Here is a 19,137-nt window from a genome sequence, read left to right as displayed (position 1 = left end):
TTCGGCCTCGCGGGAGCGGCCACGGATGCCTGCTCCTGCTGTCGGCAACCGCGACGACGTCGGCGCAGCGGGGTCGTGATCCCGACCCGCTGCGCCCGACGAGGCCCTCCTGCCCGGCGCCCCTCAGCGGCTGAGGAGGGCGACGAGGTCGGTCGCGATGCGGTGCTCGACGTCGGCCGGGACGGGCTGCACGGCGGCGTCGAGGTCCGCGGTGACGACAGCGGCGAGGCTCCGGGCCTGCAGGGTCAGGCCGAGGTCCATCGCCTGGATCGGATTCCCGCCGGCCGCGGTGAGGTTGATCATCCGGCCGTTCTCGAGGCGGACGATCCGCTTGCCGTTCTTCAGGCGGATGCCCTGCCGGCGCTGTCCGTCGGCGAACTCGGTGGTCGACTCCGTGGCGGCCGCGAGGGCGTCCTCGTCGATCTCCCACGGGAAGTGGCCGACGCCCGCGATCACAGCGCCGTCGGCGAAGGCGTCGATCTCCGCCGCGCCGATGACGCCGGGTGCGCCGGTGGCGGTGAAGACGAACTGCGCGTCCGAGAGGACGTCGGCGACGGGTCCGACGCGGTGGCCGCGGAGGATCGCCTGCAGCGAGCGGATCGGGTCGACGTCGGCGACGGAGACCCGCGCTCCGAGCTGCGAGAGGGTGTCGGCGACCCCGCGCCCGCACGGGCCGTAGCCGATGACCGCGGCGCGGGTGCCCGGGATCATGAGGTTCGTGGCGTTCATGAAGCCCTGGACGACGCTCTGGCCGACCCCGTACTCGTTCTCGACGATCAGCTTGAGGGGCGAGTCGTTGATGACGACGACCGGTCGCGGGAGGGTCGCGCTGCTCTCCCGCAGGCGGATGCCGCCGGTGGTGGTCTCCTCGGTGCCGCCGAGGTAGTGGTCCGGGACGCCCGAATTGATCAGGCGGAGGGTGAGGTCGGCGCCGTTGTCGAGGGTGAGGTCGGGGTCGTGCTCGAGCACCTCCTCGATGTTGCGGAGGTGCTCCGCCTCGCCGTCGCTCTGCTTCGTGTGCACGTGCACGCCGAGGGCGCGGAGGTCGTCGGCGACGTCGTCCTTCGTGGTTCCGGGCGAGCCCGTCAGAGCGATGTCCATTCCGGCCTCGACGAGGAGCGACACGAGGGCGGCGGTCTTGGGCTCGACGTGGAGGCAGATCGCCAGCTTCTTCCCGGAGAGCACCGGAGCGAGCTCCCGGACCGCCTGCGCGGTGAGGGGCATGTGGTCGAGAGCCCAGCGGCTCGCCGGGTGGGAGAGGGAGGAGGTCATGGCGGGTCCTGTCTGAGTGGGTACATGGGGCGTCGAGTGGGGGCGTCGTGTCGCCGGCGGCGCGGGAGTCGCGTCAGGGCGCTCGGCCCCCGGCGGGCTGCCGCCGCGCCCGGCGTCGCGCGTGCGTCGAGTGCGCTGCCCGGTACGGAAGGTCCTGAGGAGGCCGATCGCCGGGGACGGCCGCGAGAGGCAGCACTCGCCTGCTCTCTGCGAGATGGAGCCTGAGGTGCATCTCCTCACGCTGGGCCGAGGTCGGCACGGCGCGGATCGTCATCGGTGAGGACACCAGCCCAGTCTGTCGACCCGGACGCGCCCTCGCTCGGATGATCGTGCTCGGCGGCGGTACCCCGGGAGGGGGCGACCTGTCGTGCGGTGACATCCCGCGCGGACCGACAGGCGCGCCGCGTCCGCTCACCCTCCGGTGACTGGGCGAGGGGCGTCGAAGAAGAGGTAGGACACGAAGTGGATCGCAACGGTGGCGGCGATGCCGGCGGCGGGCGTGATCCAGAAGCTCCTCAGGGGGGCAGAGAGGTGACGGACGACGATGAACGAGACGACGGGAGTGATGACGACGAGCCCCCACGGAGCGAAGGCCGCCCATTGGACGGCCCGCCCGAGCGTCGACAGGTCGGACCACTCATCGACGGCCGGATAGTTCTCGGAGGCGTAGCTCAACAGTCCGAACGGGACCAGATTGACGGCGACCACGAGGTGGACCAACGCGAGCACTCCGATCCGGAGGCGTGCACGAGCGAGGTCCAGTGCGCGAGTCGAGGAGGTCACGGGCGAAGGCTATCGGCGTCGCCGGGAGCACAGAAGGAGCGGTGGTCCTCGCTTTCGGCGGTCGCTGCGCTACAGCCGCGCGAAGAATCCAAGGCCCCTGAGGCGAGGGCGGCGCTGGTGAGCGCCACCGCTACCCTGACGCCATGCGCCGCAGTCTCGACGACCCTCTTCGGAACTGCGTCCGCACCGGCTCTCCGTCCGTCGCGTCCGCCTGATGGAGCGGCGACGGACGGACCGCTCGGAGCCGGTTCGCGAGTTCCGGCCCTCGAGGGCCCGGCAGAAGAACGAGTCGCGACGGCTGAGGCCCGTCGCCGTCCTCCCCGCGCTGGTCCTGCTGGCGGGGAGCGTCTGGGGAGTCGTGGTCGCCGACGACCGCGGTGCGGCGCTGGCCGTTTACCTCGGGCTGTTCGGCTTCGCCACCGTGGTGGCTCTGGTGATCGTCGGAGTGCTGGCGCTCCGCAATCGGCGGTTCCTCGCCACCGCGTCGCTCCGGATCTCGGACCGGGCGATCGAGTGCACGGACGCTCGAGGCAGGGTCGTGACCTTCGAGCGGGCCGACCCGTCGGTGAAGGCGCTGCTCGCATGGGTGCCCGCCGGCCCCAACAGTGAGGGGATCGATCTGCCGCCGTCGCTCATCCTGTTCTTGTCGGACGGAAGCCGGTCGCTGCGGCTCCGCGGGGCGGACTGGGAGCTCGAGGATCTGCGGGCCGTCGTCGCCGCCGTGACGACACCGCTCTCGCCGGCGGCGCGTGGCGTGCACACCGGTAGCCGGAGCGTGTGGGCGCGCCTGACCGGAGCCGCTCGTCGGCGGAAGATCGAGGCGCCGCCCGTCGCGGAGAAGACGCTCGGCCCCGCCGAGATCAACGAGCTGATCCCCGGGACGATGAGCTTCCGCGAGACCCGTCCGCTGACGTTCGCCCTCCTGATCGGGTTCGGCTCGGTGGCTCTCGTGCTGGGCCTCGTCGTCGGGGTCGCCTTCGTGGTGGTGCCCGGGTAGCGGTGCAGGTCGGCGGCCGAGCCGTGGACCGCTGGGCGGGAGACGCGGGCGACGGGCCCACGCTCCCGACCGGCGACCTCTCCGGGGCGATCCTGCCCGCGCCCTAGGCTCCACGCATGACACTCACCCAGGACTCCGGTTGGATCTGGTTCGGACTCGCGATCGTCACCGCCGGTCTGGCCGAGCAGAAGGGCCGCTCGCGCTGGCGCTGGTTCGTGCTGGGGCTGCTGCTCGGGCCGATCGCGACGGCCCTCGTCGTGCTGTGGGCGCGACCGGAGGGCGGAGTGGCGACGGATGTGCGCTGGAACTTCGCGATCGGCGCCGGCGTCGCCGCGGCGGCGCTCGTCCTCGTCGCCGTGACCTCGGCCCTCTGGCTGCTGCTCATCCCTGCGGCGATCGCGGCGCTCGCCGCCGGTCTGCTCGCCTGGCTGAGCCGCCGCGTCCCCTACGAGGACCTGCCCCGCTGACGACCGCTAGAGGCTGGTCGAGCATCGGAACTCGAGATCTCGCGGCCCGAGGCGGGAGGCGCCTCACTTTTCGGACAAGGTCGATGACCTCGCGAGGATCGGCCGGCCGCGGCGTCAGCGTTCCGGCCAGGCCTCCCACACTCGACTGAAGGGCGCGGCCAGCTGCTGCCCGTCGTGGCCGATCCTGTGATGCACCCCCACGTCTTTGCTGTAGCCGCTCGACCAGCCGAGCTCACTGCCGCTCCCGATGCGGTAGCCGACGATGATGCCGTCCTTGCCGGCGGCGATGCTCTCCTCGTAGCGGCCCGCGACGACGTCGAAGACGCTGCGCTCGAGGTCGTCCGCGAGGGCGGTCCACTCGTCGTCGCAGGCGTCGCATCCGCAGACGGGGTAGTTGAAGCGGTGCAGTGCTCCGGCGTGGAGGAGGACGCCGGGGAAGACGGTCCAGACGATCGTCAGAGGTGCGGCGTCGACCGCCCGCGGCGTCACGCGGACGGCGCGGGCGGCCCAGGAGATCTCCGCTTCGTCTCGTGAGGCCAGGGCCGGGTCGTCCTCGACCGTGACGTCGTAGGTGCGCTCGAGGTGCTCGAGCAGGGCGTCCGCGACGGTGTGCAGCGGCTGGAAACGCTCGAGATCGCTCGTGACGGAGTAGCTCTCGTCCGGAGGCGACTCACCCAGCCAGCGAGTGCCGTAGGGGATGGGTCGGCCGTCCTCGCCGATGAAGACGCGGTCCGCGACTGCCGGTCGGGCGTAGTCCGTCATGGACGAGAGGGTACGACGCGAGCCGTCCCGCCGTCAGGTCGGCGACTTCCTGCCGACGGGTGCCGCCCCACCCAGCCCCACGTCCCCCTCCGGATACGCGTCGTGCGAGAAGCGCAGCCGCACCCCCGCCGCCTCCACCCGCTCCAGCATCTCGGATGTCCGCTCGTGCGCCCGTGCGTCGTCGCTGATGAACCGCGGCAGCCGGCGCAGGCGCCCGGACCAGCCGAGGAACTCCCTTCCCCACGCCGCGTCCCCGGCGACCAGCACGCGCCCCTCGACGAGCGCCCCGAGGTGACCGCGTGCGTGCCCCGGGAGCGGCACCACGAGCAGCGACCCGTCGCCGAACAGGTCGAATCCGGTCAGCCCCTTGATCGTCGTCGCGGGCTGCTCGTCCGCCACGATCCCGGCCGCGAACCACGGCGGCAGCAGCGCGCGGAAGATCCCCTCGCGCACGCGGTTCCGCCGCACGGAGGCGACCTGGCCCGACGACAGCACGAAGGTCGCGTCCGGGAACCAGCGCACGCCGCCCACGTGGTCCGGGTGCAGGTGCGTGAGCACCACGAACTCCACGTCGGCCGGGGTCAGGCCGAGGGCGAGCAGCCGCTGGTCGACGGTCTCGTCGTCCGGCACCGTCGCGGGCAGGATCCGCTCGTACAGCCGTCCGACGAGGCCTGTCCCGCGGAACGTCGGCGGGTAGCCCGTGTCCACGAGCACCCGCCGGCCGCTCGCGTGCGTGTAGAGGAAGACGTTCGAGGGGAAGACGCGGCGGGGGAGCCCCTTCCCGCGGAACACCCGGGACAGCGGGAAGACGGTGCTCCCGCACGCCATCACCTGCAGCGACGACTCAGCCACGCGTCGTCCTCAGGTGCTCGCCGACCCGGCGGATGCCATCGGCCAGCGGCACGGTCGGCTCGTAGCCGAGCTCGGTCCGCGCCCGCGAGATGTCGAGGGTCTGCGCGTAGGCGAGGGTCGCCACGGTGTAGCGGGTGAACGGCGGCTCGCGGCCGGGCAGCAGCCGGTAGACCCGCTCCAGGATCTCGGCGAGCGCGGTCAGCACGCGCAGGTCCACCCGGATGAAGCGCGGCTCCTCGCCCATCGCGGCGAAGAAGCGCTCGAGGAGGTCGCCGAGCGGAGCGGGCTCGCCGTTGGTGATGTTGTAGACGCCGCCGTCGGCCACGGGAGCGTCGGCGGCGAGCACCAGCGCGTGCGCGGCGTTCTCGACGCAGGTGATGTCGACGGGGTTCCGACCGCCGTCGAAGAGGGGGATGCCGCGGCGGCGGCTCGCGGCGACGAAGCGGGGGAGGAGGCTGGGGTCGCCGACGCCGATCAGGCCGCGGGGGCGCAGGATCACGAGCTCGGGGATCCGGCCGGCGCGGTGCGCCTCCTGCAGCAGCCTCTCGGCCTCGATCTTGCTGCGGATGTAGAGGCTCATCCTGCTGCCGGTGTCGACCTCCTCCTCCCGCACCAGGTACTGGTGGCGGCGGGCGGAGTAGATGCTCGGCGACGAGACGAAGACGAAGCGGCGGATCCCGCAGCGCTCGGCCAGCGCGATCATCGCCTCGGTCCCCGCGACGTTCGCGCGCTCGAACTCGCTCCACGTTCCCCACGGGCTCGACAGAGCGGCGGCGTGCACGAGCACGTCGGCCTCGACGTCCGTCGCGCCCAGCTCGGCGAGGTCGGCGCGGAGGACCGTGGCGCCCTCCTCCTCCAGCCGCGCCAGCGCCTCGGGGGCGCGACCGGTGGCGAGCACGTCGTCGCCCGCGGCCAGGAACTCGCGCACCGCGTAGCCGCCGAGGAAGCCCGTCGCCCCGGTGATCAGCACGCGGCGCCGGCGCTCAGCGGACATCGACGACCTCCAGCCCGCGCTTGCGGCCCCAGTACCAGAGCAGGATCCCCAGGTACCCGAGCGCCTTGCCCTTCCGGATCGACATCAGCACGACCGCGTCCTTGTCGAGCAGCGCCTCGCTCCGCCCGATCACCTGGCAGACCTTCAGGTGCAGCTCCAGGTCCTCGTCGGTGTCGTCGATGCTCGAGCGCGGGAAGCCGTCGACCTGGAGGTACAGCGCGGCGTCGATCGCGAGGTTGCAGCCGGCGGCCATGAACATCCGGTACCGCTGGCCGGGGCGGCGGTAGAAGACGCCCGGGGCGTGCTCCATCAGGCGGATCAGCGCGGTGCCGAGCACGCCGTCGTACCAGCGGTAGACGGCTTCGTCCCGCCGCGGGGACAGGCGGCCGCCGACGAAGCGGGCGCCGCCGCGGAGGTCGGCCTTGAGGCGCGCCACCCAGTCGGCGCTCGGCCGGCAGTCGGCGTCCGTGCGGGCGACGGCCGTCGCGCCCTCGGCGATCGCGTGGCGGAAGCCGGTGTCGGAGGCGGCTCCCGTGCCCTTCTGCGCCTCGTCGATCACGGCGACCTGCCGCTCCGGGCACCGGCGGCGGAACTCCTCGATCACGGCGCGCGAGCCGTCGGTGCTGCCGTTGTCGACGAGCAGGAGGGTGAAGTCCGGATCGGTCTGGCGGGCGAGCGCGTCGAGGGCGCCGCCGAGCAGCTTCTCCTCGTCGAGGAAGGGCACGACCACCCAGAAACCGCGCGCGTCCATCCGTCCCCCGCTCCGGGACCATGGTGTCGGCGGGGGCCCGTGCCGTCAAACCGCGCCGAACAGTGCGCGCGGAGGTGCAGAGGCGCGCTATACAGGGATTCGCTCCGCACGTCCCGGGGCAGGAAGGGGCCCGCGTGCCCGACCTCCTCCCGCTCCGCGTCCTCGGCACGGGCGAAGCGCTGCCCGAGCGGATCGTCACGACCGCCGAGGTCGCCGCGCTCTGCGGCCTGCCCGCCGACGAGGCCGAGCGCCGCTCCGGCGTGCGCACCCGCCACTGGGTCACCGACGACGAGGACCCGCTGGAGCTCGGCCTGCTCGCCGCCCGTCGGGCGCTCGCGGCGGCCGGGCTCGACACGGTCGACGTGGTGCTCAACGCCTCGGGGACCCAGCTGCAGGCGATCCCGGACGGAGGCGCACTGCTCGCGGCGGGACTCGGCCTCGACGACGTCTCGGCGTACAGCGTCGGCGCCACCTGCCTGTCGTTCCTCTTCGCTCTGCAGGAGGCGGGATTCCTCCTCGCCACGGGTCGCGCCGACACCGTGCTCATCGTCTCGACCGACTGCGGCAGCCGCGGCATCGACCCGGGCCAGCCCGAGAGCGCCCTGCTCTTCGGCGACGCGGCCGCCGCCGTCGTGATCGGCCGCGCCGAGACTCCGGGCCAGGGCCTGGTCGCCACGCACTTCCGCACCCGCCCGAGCGGTGTGCGCCACGCGGAGCTGCGCGGCTTCGGCTCGCGGATCCGCATCGAGGAGGCGCCCGACCGGCTCGCCGACTTCCGCTTCGACATGCAGGGCAAGGCGCTGCTCGTCGACGCGCTGCGGCACTTCCCGGCGTTCCTCGAGGAGGTGCGGCCCGGTCTCTCGAGAGGGCTCCCCGGCATCGACCGGGTGGTCCCGCACCAGACCAGCGCCGCCGGGCTCGAGGGCATGGCCCGCCTCTGGGGTCGCGACCGGATGACGATCACGCTCGGCGAGGTCGGCAACACGATCGGCAGCGCGATCCCGCTTGCCCTGCACCGCTCGCGCGTGCAGCCGGGGGAGTCGGTGCTGCTGGTGGGCACGGGCGCGGGCACGCACTACGGCGCGGTGGTCCTGCAGGCGTGAGCGGTGGCAGCGCCTAGCCGAGGAGCGACAGGGCCGAGAGGCCGAGGAACGGCGCCATCACCACGAGGCAGACCGCGGCGGACAGCAGGAACCCGTGGAAGGAGTCCCGCCCGCCGACCAGACGGGCGAGCAGTCCCGTGACCAGCGGTGGGAGCAGGAACAGCAGCAGCCACGGAGCCAGGACCTCCGCGCGCGGCGCCGTCCAGTCGGGCTGGTCGTCGCGGTCCAGGGGAGGGAGGCGCACGAGGAAGAACGCGGCCGTGAGGACGATCGCGGGGAGGACCGACAGGCAGGTGAGCGTGATCGCGGTGAACCTCGCCCCGTCGTCCCGGGAGTACCGGGCACGGTCGGGGTCGGGCGCAGGTCCCCGGTCGGTGTCCTCGTCCCAGCCCGGACTGCTGAATCGGATGCGTCCCATCAGGCGATCATGCCGTTCCGGAGCGGGGTCGCGTTGCGGCCGACGAGACCTCCGTCAGTCCCGCCGCTCGACGAGCGCCCGCAGCGCGTCGCGGACGAATCGGGCGCCGGCGACTCCGCCGTAGTGCGCCGAGAACCGCTCGTCGTCGACGTACATCTCGCCGAGCCCGAGCAGGTACTCGTCGCTCGGGCCGCCGGTCGCGTCGCGGGGCGTGCCCGGCACCTCGGCGAGCCAGGCGCGGTGCCGCTCGGCCAGCGCGAGCGCCTCCTGCCCGGTCGGATCCGCCCCGCTCGCCGCCGCGGCGGTCCAGGCGCCGGCGAGGTCCGCCTGCCGCCGCTGCCACTGCTCGCGGTCCTCCGCGCTCATCGAGCGCCACCAGCGGTCGCCGACGGCGTACGCCGGGGCACCCCAGCGGCGCTCCACCTCCTCGCGGTGCTCCGCGTGGTCGAACCCGTCGAACATCTCCTCGGCCATCGGCCCGTTCCCTTCTCTCATCGTGGTGATCGTCCCGGCGACCGCCCGGATGCGGCGATCGAGCCGTCGGCGCTCCTCCTGGAGCACGTCGAGGTGCCGCTCGAGAGCGGCCACCGGCTCCGCGTCGCGCCGCAGGATCCGCCCGATCTCGGGCAGCCCGAGACCGAGGTCGCGCAGCAGCAGGATCCGCTGCAGCGTCACGAGCGCGGCGGCGTCGTAGTAGCGGTAGCCGTTCGCGCCCACCCGGCTCGCCGGGAGCAGTCCCTCGGCCCCGTAGTGCCGCAGCGTCCGGCTGGTCGTGCCGGCCAGCCGCGCCACCTCGTGCACGGTCCACTCCTGCTCCACAGTGCCCTCCGTCTCCGCGTCGCCGGGGACTCCGGCGGCGATGGAAGCGACGGTACGGGTTGACGCAGCGTCAACGTCAAGCGGCGGGGACGGATCCGCTAGCGGGCGCCGATCCTGCGCGTTCCCACCCGGAGGACGAGCTCGGTCACCGGCACCGCGGCGATCGAGCAGCAGGCCGCGGGCACCACGGTCAGCAGTGCGACGACAGCGTCCGTCCCGTCGCCCGCGTCGGTCCACGCCGCGATCGAGACCACGATCCAGGCGATCGCGAGGATGCAGACCGTAGAAGCGGTCCAGAGGACCGGCCAGGGCGCGCGACCCCGTCCCGCGGAGTAGGGGAGCCCGCCGACAGCCGCCGTCACGGCGGTCGCCAGAAGCGCTCGGGCCAGCGGGAGGAGCAGCTCGCCGGCGTCCCGGCCGGTGTCGAGGGAGGACAGGGCGAACAGGACCGAGGTCGTCGCGAGCGAGAGGACCCCGGCGACGGCGACGAGCGTCAGCAGGGTCCGGATCAGGAGCCTCACCGGTCGCGTCCGGCGAGGAACGCGCCGCGCTCCTCCAGCAGCCGCCGCAGGTGCCGGTCGAGCACCAGCCGCTCCGCGATCCGTCCGAGGACGCCGAGCGGGGCGGAGTACTCGAGCCGGTCGATCATCACGGAGCCGGAGTCGTCGGGCTCGAAGCGGTGCTCGTGCCGGAAGGTCGCGAAGGGTCCCCGGGTCTGCTCGTCGACGAAGGAGTGCGGGGCGTCGAGCGCGGTGACGGTGCTGGTCAGTCGGAGCGGGACGCCGAAGTGCCGGGCGCTCCAGGTCACGTGCTCGCCGAGCCCGATCAGCCCGGTGGTCGTCCCGGACACCGCGCGCTCGCGAGCGCCGGCCTGCGAGGCGGTGTGCAGGTCGATGTCGCGCGCCCGGTCGAACATCTCGGCGGCCGGGCGGGCGGAGCGGGTCACGACCTGGAGGAGCACGGTGTCGATCCTGCCCGCCGCGCCTGCAGCCGGCCGCGGACGCGCCGGTCCGCCCGCCTCACCAGCTCGTCACCACGGTCCGCGTGATCACCCACCCCTCGTCGCGGCGGACGAGGCGGCTCGTCAGCTGGAGCCGCCAGGTCGCGTGCAGGCGGCCGATGGTCGCCTCGGTGATGGTGCGGGAGGAGAGCACCGGGTGCGCGGCGCCGCCCGAGAGGGCGCTCTCGACGTGGTCGATCTCGTGGTACTCCTTGCGCGCCTCGTCGATGTCGGCGAGCCACTCCTCCCGCGACTGCACCAGGCCGGTCGGGTGCTCGATCACGAAGCGCTCGTCGAGCAGCGCCTCGAGCGCGGGCAGGTCCACCAGCTCCAGCGCGTCGAAGAGGGCGGCGTGCACCGCGGTCGGGCCGTCGTCCTCCAGCTCGTCGCCCGTGCCGGCGGTCCCGTCGCCGCTCATGCCGGCGGTCCCGTCGTCGCGCGGCGGACGAGCTGCGTCGGCAGCTGCACGTGCAGCGAGCGCGGCTCGCGCCCGGCCATCAGCGCGATCAGCATCTCGGCGGCGGTCGCTCCGAGCGTCTGCATCGGCTGGCGGACGGTGGTCAGCGGCGGATCGAAGCGAGCGGCCTCGGGCACGTCGTCGAAGCCGATCACCGACAGGTCGTGGGGCACGGCGAGGCCCAGGTGCGCGGCGGTCTCGATGATCGCGAGCGCCGAGACGTCGTTGGCGGCGAAGACCGCGGTCGGGCGGTCGGCCAGCGACAGGAGCGAGGAGGCGGGCCGCCGGGCGGTGTCGCGGTGGTAGTTGCCCACCCGCAGCAGGCGCTCGTCGAAGGCGATGCCGGCCTCCGCCAGCGCCGCCCGGTAGCCGGCCTCCCGCAGCCGCGCCGAGCGCAGGTCGCCGCGGCCCGCGACGAAGCCGATGCGGCGGTGCCCGAGGGCGACGAGGTGGCGGGTGGCGAGCAGGGCGCCGCCGAAGTTGTCGGACTCGACGGTCGGCAGGTCGGCGCGGCCGGTGTGCGGGTCCACGGCGACGAGCGGGATGTCGGAGGGGGCGCTCACCACGCTCGGTGTCACCATGATCGCCCCGTCGATGAGGGTGCCGCTGAGCCGGCTGAGCGAGCGCCGCTCCCAGCCCTCCTGCTCGCCCTCGTGGGAGCCGGAGTAGGCGAGCAGGTCGAACCGCGACTCCGCCAGCACCGACCCCACGCCCTTCAGGATCTCGGCGCTGAACGGCTCGAACCCCGCGACGAGCACGCCGATCACGCCCGTGCGCCGGGAGCGCATGCTGCTCGCGACGAGGCTCGACTCGTAGCCGAGCTCGCGCACGACCTCGAGCACGCGGGTGGCGGTGGAGGGGGCGATGCCGTAGCGGCCGTTCACGGCTTTGGACACCGTCGCCACCGAGACGCCGGCGGCAGCGGCGACGTCGTGGATGGTCGGTCGGGTGGTCATGTGGCCGACTGTAACCCGTGCTTCGAAAACCATTTCGAAAACGTTTGACCACTTTCGCAAGCACTGCGGACACTGACTCCACCCGCGAAGGCGGGAACCCCCACGGCGCCGGTGCACCAGGCGGCGCCCTCGATGAAGAGAACGGTTGGACGATGAAGTTCAGGAAGATCGCAGTGGCGACAGCAGCCCTGCTCGGCACGGTCGCGGCCCTCACCGGCTGCTCGGGCCAGGACTCGGGATCGAGCGACGGCACCGTCGCGATGACCCTCTGGCAGAACTCGACCACGGGCCCCGGCCAGGAGTTCTGGGACAAGACGATCGCGGACTTCGAGGCCGCGAACCCCGGAGTGACCATCGAGTCGCAGGCCATCCAGAACGAGGACCTCGACGGCAAGCTCCAGACGGCGCTCAACTCGGGCGACGCCCCCGACGTCTTCCTCCAGCGCGGAGGCGGCAAGCTCGCCGCCATGGTCGCGGGCGGACAGCTGAAGGACCTCACCGACGGCATCTCGGACCAGGCGCGCAGCGAGATCCCCGAGGGCTCGTTCTCGGCGAACACCCTCGACGACAAGGTCTGGGCGATGCCGGTCGCCGTCCTCCCGGGCGGCCTGTTCTACAGCCAGGACCTCTTCACGGCGGCGGGCGTCACCGAGACGCCGAAGACCATCGACGAGCTCGACTCGGCGATCACGAAGATCAAGGGCAGCGGAGCCCAGGCCGTCGCGCTCGGCGCGAAGGACGCCTGGCCCGCCGCGCACTGGTACTACTTCTTCGCGCTCCGCGAGTGCAGCGCCGACACCATGGCCGAGGCGGCCGACACCAAGGACTTCTCGGACGACTGCTGGGTCCGCGCGGGCGAGGACCTGCAGGACTTCTCGGCCACCGAGCCGTTCAACGAGGGCTTCCTCACCACCGCCGCCCAGCAGGGCGCGGGCAGCTCGGCCGGACTCCTCGCCAACCACCAGGCGTCGATGGAGCTCATGGGCGCGTGGAACCCCGGCGTGATCGCCTCCCTCACCCCCGACGAGAAGCCGCTGCCCGACCTGGGCTGGTTCCCGTTCCCCGAGATCGACGGCGGCGACGGCGAGGCCGGCGCGATCATGGGCGGTGTCGACGGCTACTCCTGCTCCGCGGGCGCTCCCGACGAGTGCGTCGACTTCCTCAACTACCTGGCCACCTCCGACGTGCAGAAGGAGTACTACGCGGCCTTCAACGCGCCCCCGGTGAACACCGTGGCGCAGGAGGCGGTCACCGAGCCGTACCTGCAGCAGATCCTCGAGGCCTACAACTCGGCCCCGTACGTCTCGCAGTGGCTCGACACCGTCTACGGCCTCAACGTCGGCAACGCGCTGAACGTCGGAGTCGTCGACCTGCTGGCCGGCAAGAGCGACCCCGAGCAGCTGGTCGAGGCCGTCAACGCCGCCGCGGCGAAGGCCTAGCCACCATGGCACTCCGCGAGAGCCCGCTCCTCGGAGTGGATGAGCCCCGCGGGACCGCGCGCACCGGAGGCGTCACCTCGACGCCTCCGGTGCGCCGGCGCCGCCGCAGCGTGGGCTGGGCGGGGCGCTTCGAGATCGCGCTCCTGGTCGGCCCGGCGCTGATCGTCTTCCTCGCCTTCGTGATCTTCCCGGTCGTGATGGCGGCCTACTACGGCTTCTTCAGCTGGCAGGGCTACGGAGTGCCGACGGACTTCGTCGGCTTCCGCAACTACCTGACGATCCTGCAGGACCCCACCTTCCACGACGCCCTCGCGCACAACGGCATCATCGTGGTGCTCTCGCTCGTGCTCCAGGGGCCGGTCGCGATCCTCCTGGCGCTGCTGCTGAACCGCAAGCTGCGCGGGCAGTCGATCATCCGCGTCCTGATCTTCGTGCCGTACGTGATCTCGGAGGTCGTCGTCGGCACCGGCTGGAGCCTGATGCTCCAGACCAGCGGCGCGGTCAACGGCCTGCTCGAGAAGGTCGGCCTCGGCGCGCTGAAGCAGGACTGGCTCTCGGATCCGGCGATCGCGATCTGGACGCTGATGCTGATCATCACGTGGAAGTACATCGGCTTCGCCGTGATCCTCTTCCTCGCGGGTCTGCAGGGCATCCCCGAGGAGCTGTCCGAGGCCGCGGCCATCGACGGCGCCTCCTACTGGCAGGTGCAGCGGCGGATCACCCTGCCCCTGCTCGCGCCGACCCTGCGGATCTGGGCGTTCCTGTCGATCATCGGCGCACTGCAGCTGTTCGACCTCGTCTACATCATCTGGGGCCAGTACGTGTCCTCGACCGCGGGCACCTCGACCATGGCGATCTACTTGGTCACCAACGGCCGCAACGCCGGCAACTACGGGTACGGGAACGCCGTCGCGGTGGTCCTGTTCCTGATCTCGCTCGTGGTGGCGCTGCTCTACCAGCGCTTCGTGCTCCGGCGCGACACGGCGGGCGCACTGACGGGAGACAAGCGATGACCGGCACGACGATGACGGCCCCGCCGATCACTCCGGAGACCCCTCGGCCTCTCGCGGTGAAGCGGCGCCGGCAGCCCCTGGGCCGCGGCACCACGATCGCCTACGTCGTGGCGATCGTCGTGATCGCGCTGATGCTCGCCCCGGTGGCGTACATCATCCTCGGCGGCTTCCGCACGAACGCGCAGATCACCACCGACCCGGCGGGCCTGCCCTCGCCGTGGAACGTGCAGAACTACCTCGACGTGATCACCGGCGGCGTCTTCTGGCAGGAGGTCGGCAACTCCACCATCGCCGGCCTCGCGACGACGCTCGGCGTGGTCGTGCTCGGCCTGATGGCGAGCTACGTCCTGGCCCGCTACGACTTCACCGGCCGGGGCGTGTTCTACGCGCTCTTCGCCGCCGGCCTGATGTTCCCGATGACCGTGGCGATCACTCCTCTCTACCTGGTGATCAAGAGCCTCGGCCTGATGAACTCGCTCGCCGGAGTGGTGCTGCCGCAGATCGCGTTCGGCCTGCCGACCACGATCATCATCCTGGTGCCGTTCCTCCGCGCGATCCCGGACGAGATCCAGGAGGCGGCCTTCATCGACGGCTGCAGCCGGATCGGCTTCTTCTTCCGGATGGTCGTGCGCCTGGCGATGCCCGGCGTGATCACCACGGGGATCCTCGCGTTCATCGCGAGCTGGAACAGCTACCTGCTGCCCCTGTTCATCCTCAACAACGAGTCCACCTTCACGCTCCCGCTCGGAGTGCAGGCGTTCTCGTCGCAGTACTCGGTCGACACGGCGAAGGTGCTCGCCTTCGTGTCGCTGTCGATGATCCCGGCGCTGATCTTCTTCAGCGTCTTCGAGCGCCGCATCGTCGGCGGGCTGACGGGGGCGGTGAAGGGATGAGCGGATCGATCCGCCCGTCCGCCGCGTCCCCCGTTCCGTCCGCACCCGTCGCCCCACCCGCAGAGAGGGTCGCACCGTGACCGCACCGCACGCACCAGAGGACCCCCAGGCTCCGTCCGCCCGCACCACCGAGCTGCTGGGCCGGATGACGCTGGAGGAGAAGCTCTCCCAGCTGGTCGGCTACTGGGTCGACCAGGGCGGCGAGGTCGTCGCCCCGCTCGCCGGCGAGATGGCCACCTCGACCGGGTACGCCGAGGCGACCCGCGAGGGGATCGGCCAGCTGACCCGCGTCTACGGCACGCGCCCCGTCGATCCACTCGAGCGCGCCCGCTGGCTGTGGGCGGAGCAGCGCCGGCTCGTCGAGGAGACGCGGCTGGGCATCCCGGCGATCGTCCACGAGGAGTGCCTGACCGGGCTCGCCGCCTGGCAGGCCGCGACGTTCCCGACTCCGCTCGCCTGGGGCGCCTCCTTCGACCCGGAGCTCGTGGCCGAGCTCGGCGCCGTGATCGGCGGCTCGATGCGCGAGCTCGGGATCCACCAGGGTCTGGCGCCCGTGCTCGACGTGATCCGCGACCCCCGCTGGGGCCGGGTCGACGAGTGCATCGCCGAGGACCCGTACGTCGTCGGCACGATCGGCACCGCGTACGTGCAGGGGCTGCAGTCCACCGGCGTCGACGCGACGCTGAAGCACTTCATCGGCTACTCCGCCTCCCGCGGCGGCCGCAACCACGCGCCGGTGCACGCCGGACCGCGCGAGATCGCGGACGTGCTGCTGCCGCCGTTCGAGATGGCGATCCGCGACGGGGGCGCCCGCTCGGTGATGAACTCCTACGCCGAGATCGACGGGGACCCGGTCGGAGCGACGCCCGCCTACCTCACGGGCGTGCTGCGCGAGCGTTGGGGCTTCGACGGCGTGGTCGTCGCCGACTACTTCTCGGTCGCGTTCCTCCACCTCATGCACGCGGTCGCCGCCGATCTGGGCGAGGCGGCCGAGCTGGCGCTCGCCGCGGGGATCGACGTGGAGCTGCCCACGGGCGACGCGTTCCTCGCTCCGCTGGCCGCGCGCATCCGAGCCGGGGAGGCCGACGAGGCGCTCGTCGACCGGGCCGTGCTGCGGGTGCTCGCGCAGAAGGAGCGGCTCGGACTGCTCGACGCGCGCTTCGACGACGCCCCCGAGTCGATCGACCTCGACTCGCCGGCCCACCGCGACATCGCCCGCCGGCTGGCCGAGGAGTCGGTGGTTCTGCTCGCGAACGACGGCGTCCTGCCGCTCGCTGCGCCGCGCCACCTCGCGCTGATCGGCCCCAACGCCGACAGCGCGCCCGCGCTCATGGGCTGCTACTCCTTCGCCAACCACGTGCTGGCGCACCACCCGGGCGTGCCGCTGGGCTTCGAGATCCCGACGGTCGCGGACGCGCTGGCCGACGAGTTCGGCTCGGCCGAGCTGCTGCTCGCCGAGGGCTGCTCGGTCGAGGGGGACGACGCCTCCGGGATCGCCGAGGCGGTCCGGGCGGCCGCCGACTCCGAAATGGCGATCGTGGTCGTCGGCGACCGGGCGGGCCTGTTCGGCCGCGGCACGGTCGGCGAGGGCAACGACGTCGAGAGCCTCGAGCTCCCGGGCCGCCAGCGCGAGCTGGTCGAGGCCGTCGTGGCGACCGGGACCCCGGTCGTGCTCGTGCTGCTGACCGGCCGCCCCTACGCCGTGGGCTGGGCGCTCGACGGGCCGTCGGCTCCCGCCGCCGTGCTGCAGGCTTTCTTCCCGGGGGAGGAGGGCGCCGGCGCGATCGCGGGCGTCGTCTCGGGACGGGTCGACCCCTCCGGCCACCTGCCGGTCTCGCTGCCGCGCTCGGCCGGGGCGCAGCCGTTCTCGTACCTGCACCCGATCCTCGGCGGGCCGTCGGACGTGACCTCCGCCGACAGCACGCCGGTGCGGCCGTTCGGCCACGGGCTCTCGTACACGCACTTCGCCCGGACGGAGCTGGCGGCCGAGGAGTCCGCCCCGACGGACGGCTCCTTCACGGCGACCGTGCGCGTCCGCAACACTGGCGAGCGGGCGGGCACCGACCTGGTGCAGCTGTACGCCCGCGACGTGTTCGCGAGCGTGACCCGGCCGGTGGCGCAGCTGCTCGGCTACGCGCGGGTCGCGCTCGAGCCCGGCGAGGAGGCGGAGGTCCGCTTCGAGGTCCCGGCCGCGCGCCTGGCCTTCACCGGACGCGAGGGCGTGCGGATCGTCGAGCCCGGCCGCGTCGAGCTGTGGGTGGGCCCGGACTGCGCGACCCGCGAGACGGAGGCGGCGCTCGAGCTGGTCGGCGCGGCCGCCGCTGTCGACGCCTCCTCGCAGCGCCTCGTCGGCACGCGGGTCCAGCGGGCGGGAGCGGGCGTCCCGGCCTGACCCCGTGGACAACGCTGGAAGGATCGCTCCGGCGGGCCGTGGATCCGCGGATCCCGGTGCCCGCGGGGCGATCCTTCCTGCGGTCTGGGCACGGCGCGGCTCCGGCACCGCTCTGGCGCGGCTCGGGCGGGCGCGGCAGGCTGGGGGGATGAGCGACGACGCGAAGCAGACCCTCCTCCGCTACCTGCAGGAGGGGCGCGACGCCCTGCTGCAGAAGCTCGACGGGCTCGACGAGTACGACGTGCGGCGGCCGCTGGTCGCGACGGGCACGAACCTGCTCGGCCTGGTGAAGCACGTGGCGGGCACCGAGGCGGGCTACCTCGGCGCCGTGTTCGGGCGGCCGTTCCCGGAGCCGATGCCGTGGATGGAGGACGAGTCGGAGCCGAACTCGGACATGTGGGCGACGGCCGACGAGTCGACGGCCGACGTCGTCGCGCTGTACCGCCGCGTGTGGGCCCACTCCGACGCGACGGTCGCGGCCCTCCCGCTCGACGCTCCCGGGCAGGTCCCCTGGTGGACGAACCGCGACGTGACGCTGCACCGGATCCTCGTCCACATCACCGCGGAGACGCACCGGCACGCGGGCCACGCCGACATCGTCCGCGAGCTGATCGACGGGCGGGTCGGGCTCCGGACGCCCGGCGACAACCTCCCGCCGGTGCCGGAGGAGTGGTGGCCGGAGTACCGGGAGCGCCTCGAGTCGCTGGCGCGCGCCGTCCGCGACCGGGCCTGACGTGCCGGCGTCCGTCGGCACCGCGGTCACGCCGGCACGCGCGGCGCGGCTGCTCGACGAGCTCGATCCCGCGACGGAGGCGGCGCTCGACGCGGCTCTCGGAGGTCGCGGTCGCGGCCGGGCCGCCCTGCAGCGGCGCCGCGACGGGGCGTCGCCGGAGGAGCGGAGGCAGCGGGCCGCGCTCGAGCGCCGGGCGTTCAGCGCGGAGGCGGACCCCGCGGCGCTCGAGGAGCTGGCACTGCTGCGCGCGCAGCTCCGCGAGCGGGAGGAGGCGCTCGACGCCGCGGTCGCGGGACTGGCCGCGCCCGTCGGACCCGCAGCGGCCCAGGGCCGGATCGGTCGCGGGACGGCGAGCGACCGGGGCGGGACGCGCCGTGACCGGACCGGCTGGGACGAGACCGGCCGGGACGAGGTCGGCCGTGACGAGACCGGCCGGAACGCGGCGCCCGGCTGGGGCGAGCGCAGTGAGACCACCGGAGGCGACGACTCCGACTCCCGCACCTCCGCCACGCCCCGACCGCGCCGCCGCCTCGGGGTGATCGCCGCCCTCGTCGCCGTGCTCGGGCTCGCCGCCCTCCGCACGGCCGCCTCCGTCGCGCTGGCCCCTCGCCCGTCGCTGGATGTCTTCACCGAGCCCTGGGCCGTCCCCGACGACGTCGCCACGCGCCCGCTGTCGACCCTCGCGAGCCTCCGCGTCTTCCACTGGGGGCCGACGCGCTACCTGGGCAGCATCGCCGGAGTCGACTACTTCGCCACCCTCAGCCTCGACTCCTTCTCGGCCGCGGAGCTCGCCGACGAGTCCGTCTGCCTCTACGGGCTCGCGCGCTCCGACGGCGACGTCGTCGTCACGGACTGCGCGGCGACCGCGGACTTCGTCGCGAGCGGCATGGCCCTCTCGCCCGACGACTACCAGGGCGACGCGGGCGGCGCCGGAGTCGCCTGGGGTCCGACCGGAGGGATCCGCTCGGCCGGCTGAGGCGGCTCCGCCCGACTCCACCGGGCCCGCCCGCCGTCCCCGAGCAGCCCGCCCCAGGCC

Annotated in this window: 21 protein-coding genes; 9 read left to right on the top strand and 12 right to left on the bottom strand. The window is 73.1% G+C overall.

Going from position 1 to position 19,137, the window contains the following annotated elements; genetic code table 11:
• Positions 1-123: 123 nt before the first annotated feature.
• Together C5C71_RS15030 and C5C71_RS15025 are read right to left on the bottom strand one after the other, a co-directional pair.
• Positions 124-1,272, bottom strand: a complete 1,149-nt coding sequence (locus tag C5C71_RS15030; RefSeq protein WP_104337994.1) for an adenosylhomocysteinase — start codon at positions 1,270-1,272, stop codon at positions 124-126.
• A gap of 411 nt (positions 1,273-1,683) precedes the next feature.
• Positions 1,684-2,055, bottom strand: coding sequence for a hypothetical protein (locus C5C71_RS15025; protein ID WP_146084486.1), 372 nt, complete (start codon positions 2,053-2,055; stop codon positions 1,684-1,686).
• Between the two features lie 214 nt (positions 2,056-2,269).
• Here C5C71_RS15025 and C5C71_RS15020 point away from each other — a divergent pair, with 214 nt between their 5' ends.
• Together C5C71_RS15020 and C5C71_RS15015 are read left to right on the top strand one after the other, a co-directional pair.
• Complete coding sequence (locus C5C71_RS15020) at positions 2,270-3,052, top strand: hypothetical protein (protein WP_104337992.1); 783 nt, start codon at positions 2,270-2,272, stop codon at positions 3,050-3,052.
• 116 nt (positions 3,053-3,168) lie between these two features.
• The gene (locus tag C5C71_RS15015; RefSeq protein ID WP_104224914.1) at positions 3,169-3,519 is read left to right on the top strand and encodes a hypothetical protein; all 351 of its coding nucleotides are present in this window, start codon (positions 3,169-3,171) and stop codon (positions 3,517-3,519) included.
• Positions 3,520-3,633: 114 nt separating this feature from the next.
• Here C5C71_RS15015 and C5C71_RS15010 read toward each other — a convergent pair whose 3' ends face one another.
• The 4 genes from C5C71_RS15010 to C5C71_RS14995 are packed head-to-tail and all read right to left on the bottom strand — an operon-like array spanning position 3,634 to position 6,878.
• Complete coding sequence (locus C5C71_RS15010) at positions 3,634-4,281, bottom strand: DUF6226 family protein (protein ID WP_104315397.1); 648 nt, start codon at positions 4,279-4,281, stop codon at positions 3,634-3,636.
• A gap of 33 nt (positions 4,282-4,314) precedes the next feature.
• Positions 4,315-5,133 (bottom strand): MBL fold metallo-hydrolase, encoded by an 819-nt coding sequence (locus C5C71_RS15005; RefSeq protein WP_104315396.1) that lies wholly within the window; start codon positions 5,131-5,133, stop codon positions 4,315-4,317.
• Positions 5,126-6,127 (bottom strand): NAD(P)-dependent oxidoreductase, encoded by a 1,002-nt coding sequence (locus C5C71_RS15000; RefSeq protein ID WP_104315395.1) that lies wholly within the window; start codon positions 6,125-6,127, stop codon positions 5,126-5,128. The genes C5C71_RS15005 and C5C71_RS15000 overlap by 8 nt, the downstream gene beginning before the upstream one ends.
• The gene (locus tag C5C71_RS14995; protein WP_104337991.1) at positions 6,117-6,878 is read right to left on the bottom strand and encodes a glycosyltransferase; all 762 of its coding nucleotides are present in this window, start codon (positions 6,876-6,878) and stop codon (positions 6,117-6,119) included. Before C5C71_RS14995 ends, C5C71_RS15000 begins: the two co-directional genes overlap by 11 nt.
• 134 nt (positions 6,879-7,012) lie before the next feature.
• Here C5C71_RS14995 and C5C71_RS14990 point away from each other — a divergent pair, with 134 nt between their 5' ends.
• The gene (locus C5C71_RS14990; protein WP_219812643.1) at positions 7,013-7,981 is read left to right on the top strand and encodes a 3-oxoacyl-ACP synthase III family protein; all 969 of its coding nucleotides are present in this window, start codon (positions 7,013-7,015) and stop codon (positions 7,979-7,981) included.
• Between the two features lie 13 nt (positions 7,982-7,994).
• Here C5C71_RS14990 and C5C71_RS14985 read toward each other — a convergent pair whose 3' ends face one another.
• The 6 genes from C5C71_RS14985 to C5C71_RS14960 form a co-directional block, all read right to left on the bottom strand.
• The gene (locus tag C5C71_RS14985) at positions 7,995-8,399 is read right to left on the bottom strand and encodes a hypothetical protein (protein WP_104315393.1); all 405 of its coding nucleotides are present in this window, start codon (positions 8,397-8,399) and stop codon (positions 7,995-7,997) included.
• Positions 8,400-8,453: 54 nt separating this feature from the next.
• On the bottom strand, positions 8,454-9,218 hold the full coding sequence (locus C5C71_RS14980) for a TipAS antibiotic-recognition domain-containing protein (RefSeq protein ID WP_104337990.1): 765 nt from the start codon (positions 9,216-9,218) through the stop codon (positions 8,454-8,456).
• 98 nt (positions 9,219-9,316) lie between these two features.
• Positions 9,317-9,739 carry a hypothetical protein gene (locus C5C71_RS14975; RefSeq protein WP_104315391.1) on the bottom strand — a complete coding sequence of 141 codons (423 nt, stop codon included), beginning with the start codon at positions 9,737-9,739 and terminating at the stop codon, positions 9,317-9,319.
• Positions 9,736-10,179 (bottom strand): SRPBCC family protein, encoded by a 444-nt coding sequence (locus tag C5C71_RS14970; RefSeq protein ID WP_258068742.1) that lies wholly within the window; start codon positions 10,177-10,179, stop codon positions 9,736-9,738. The genes C5C71_RS14975 and C5C71_RS14970 overlap by 4 nt, the downstream gene beginning before the upstream one ends.
• 58 nt (positions 10,180-10,237) lie before the next feature.
• Positions 10,238-10,636 carry a nuclear transport factor 2 family protein gene (locus C5C71_RS14965; protein ID WP_104263368.1) on the bottom strand — a complete coding sequence of 133 codons (399 nt, stop codon included), beginning with the start codon at positions 10,634-10,636 and terminating at the stop codon, positions 10,238-10,240.
• Entirely contained in the window at positions 10,633-11,631 is a 999-nt protein-coding gene (locus C5C71_RS14960; RefSeq protein WP_104263367.1) for a LacI family DNA-binding transcriptional regulator, read from the bottom strand. Before C5C71_RS14960 ends, C5C71_RS14965 begins: the two co-directional genes overlap by 4 nt.
• Before the next feature lie 152 nt (positions 11,632-11,783).
• On the opposite strand from C5C71_RS14960, the gene C5C71_RS14955 reads away from it, so the two are divergent.
• The 6 genes from C5C71_RS14955 (at position 11,784) to C5C71_RS14930 (ending at position 19,077) form a co-directional block, all read left to right on the top strand.
• Positions 11,784-13,070 (top strand): ABC transporter substrate-binding protein, encoded by a 1,287-nt coding sequence (locus C5C71_RS14955; protein ID WP_104226346.1) that lies wholly within the window; start codon positions 11,784-11,786, stop codon positions 13,068-13,070.
• A 5-nt stretch (positions 13,071-13,075) separates the two neighbouring features.
• Positions 13,076-14,083 (top strand): carbohydrate ABC transporter permease, encoded by a 1,008-nt coding sequence (locus tag C5C71_RS14950; RefSeq protein WP_104226347.1) that lies wholly within the window; start codon positions 13,076-13,078, stop codon positions 14,081-14,083.
• Positions 14,080-14,976 carry a carbohydrate ABC transporter permease gene (locus C5C71_RS14945; protein ID WP_104224899.1) on the top strand — a complete coding sequence of 299 codons (897 nt, stop codon included), beginning with the start codon at positions 14,080-14,082 and terminating at the stop codon, positions 14,974-14,976. Before C5C71_RS14950 ends, C5C71_RS14945 begins: the two co-directional genes overlap by 4 nt.
• 145 nt (positions 14,977-15,121) lie before the next feature.
• Positions 15,122-17,368, top strand: a complete 2,247-nt coding sequence (locus C5C71_RS14940; RefSeq protein ID WP_104337989.1) for a glycoside hydrolase family 3 N-terminal domain-containing protein — start codon at positions 15,122-15,124, stop codon at positions 17,366-17,368.
• Positions 17,369-17,516: 148 nt separating this feature from the next.
• Complete coding sequence (locus C5C71_RS14935) at positions 17,517-18,101, top strand: DinB family protein (protein WP_104337988.1); 585 nt, start codon at positions 17,517-17,519, stop codon at positions 18,099-18,101.
• Position 18,102: 1 nt separating this feature from the next.
• Entirely contained in the window at positions 18,103-19,077 is a 975-nt protein-coding gene (locus C5C71_RS14930; RefSeq protein WP_104337987.1) for a hypothetical protein, read from the top strand.
• The last annotated feature ends 60 nt before the right edge of the window (positions 19,078-19,137 follow it).

Origin of the sequence: Rathayibacter sp. AY1C1, from assembly GCF_002932105.1 — a bacterium.
Classification (GTDB): domain Bacteria; phylum Actinomycetota; class Actinomycetes; order Actinomycetales; family Microbacteriaceae; genus Rathayibacter.
The sequence above is the reverse complement of the archived record's forward strand: the minus strand, read 5'-3'. Positions and strand labels throughout refer to the sequence as shown.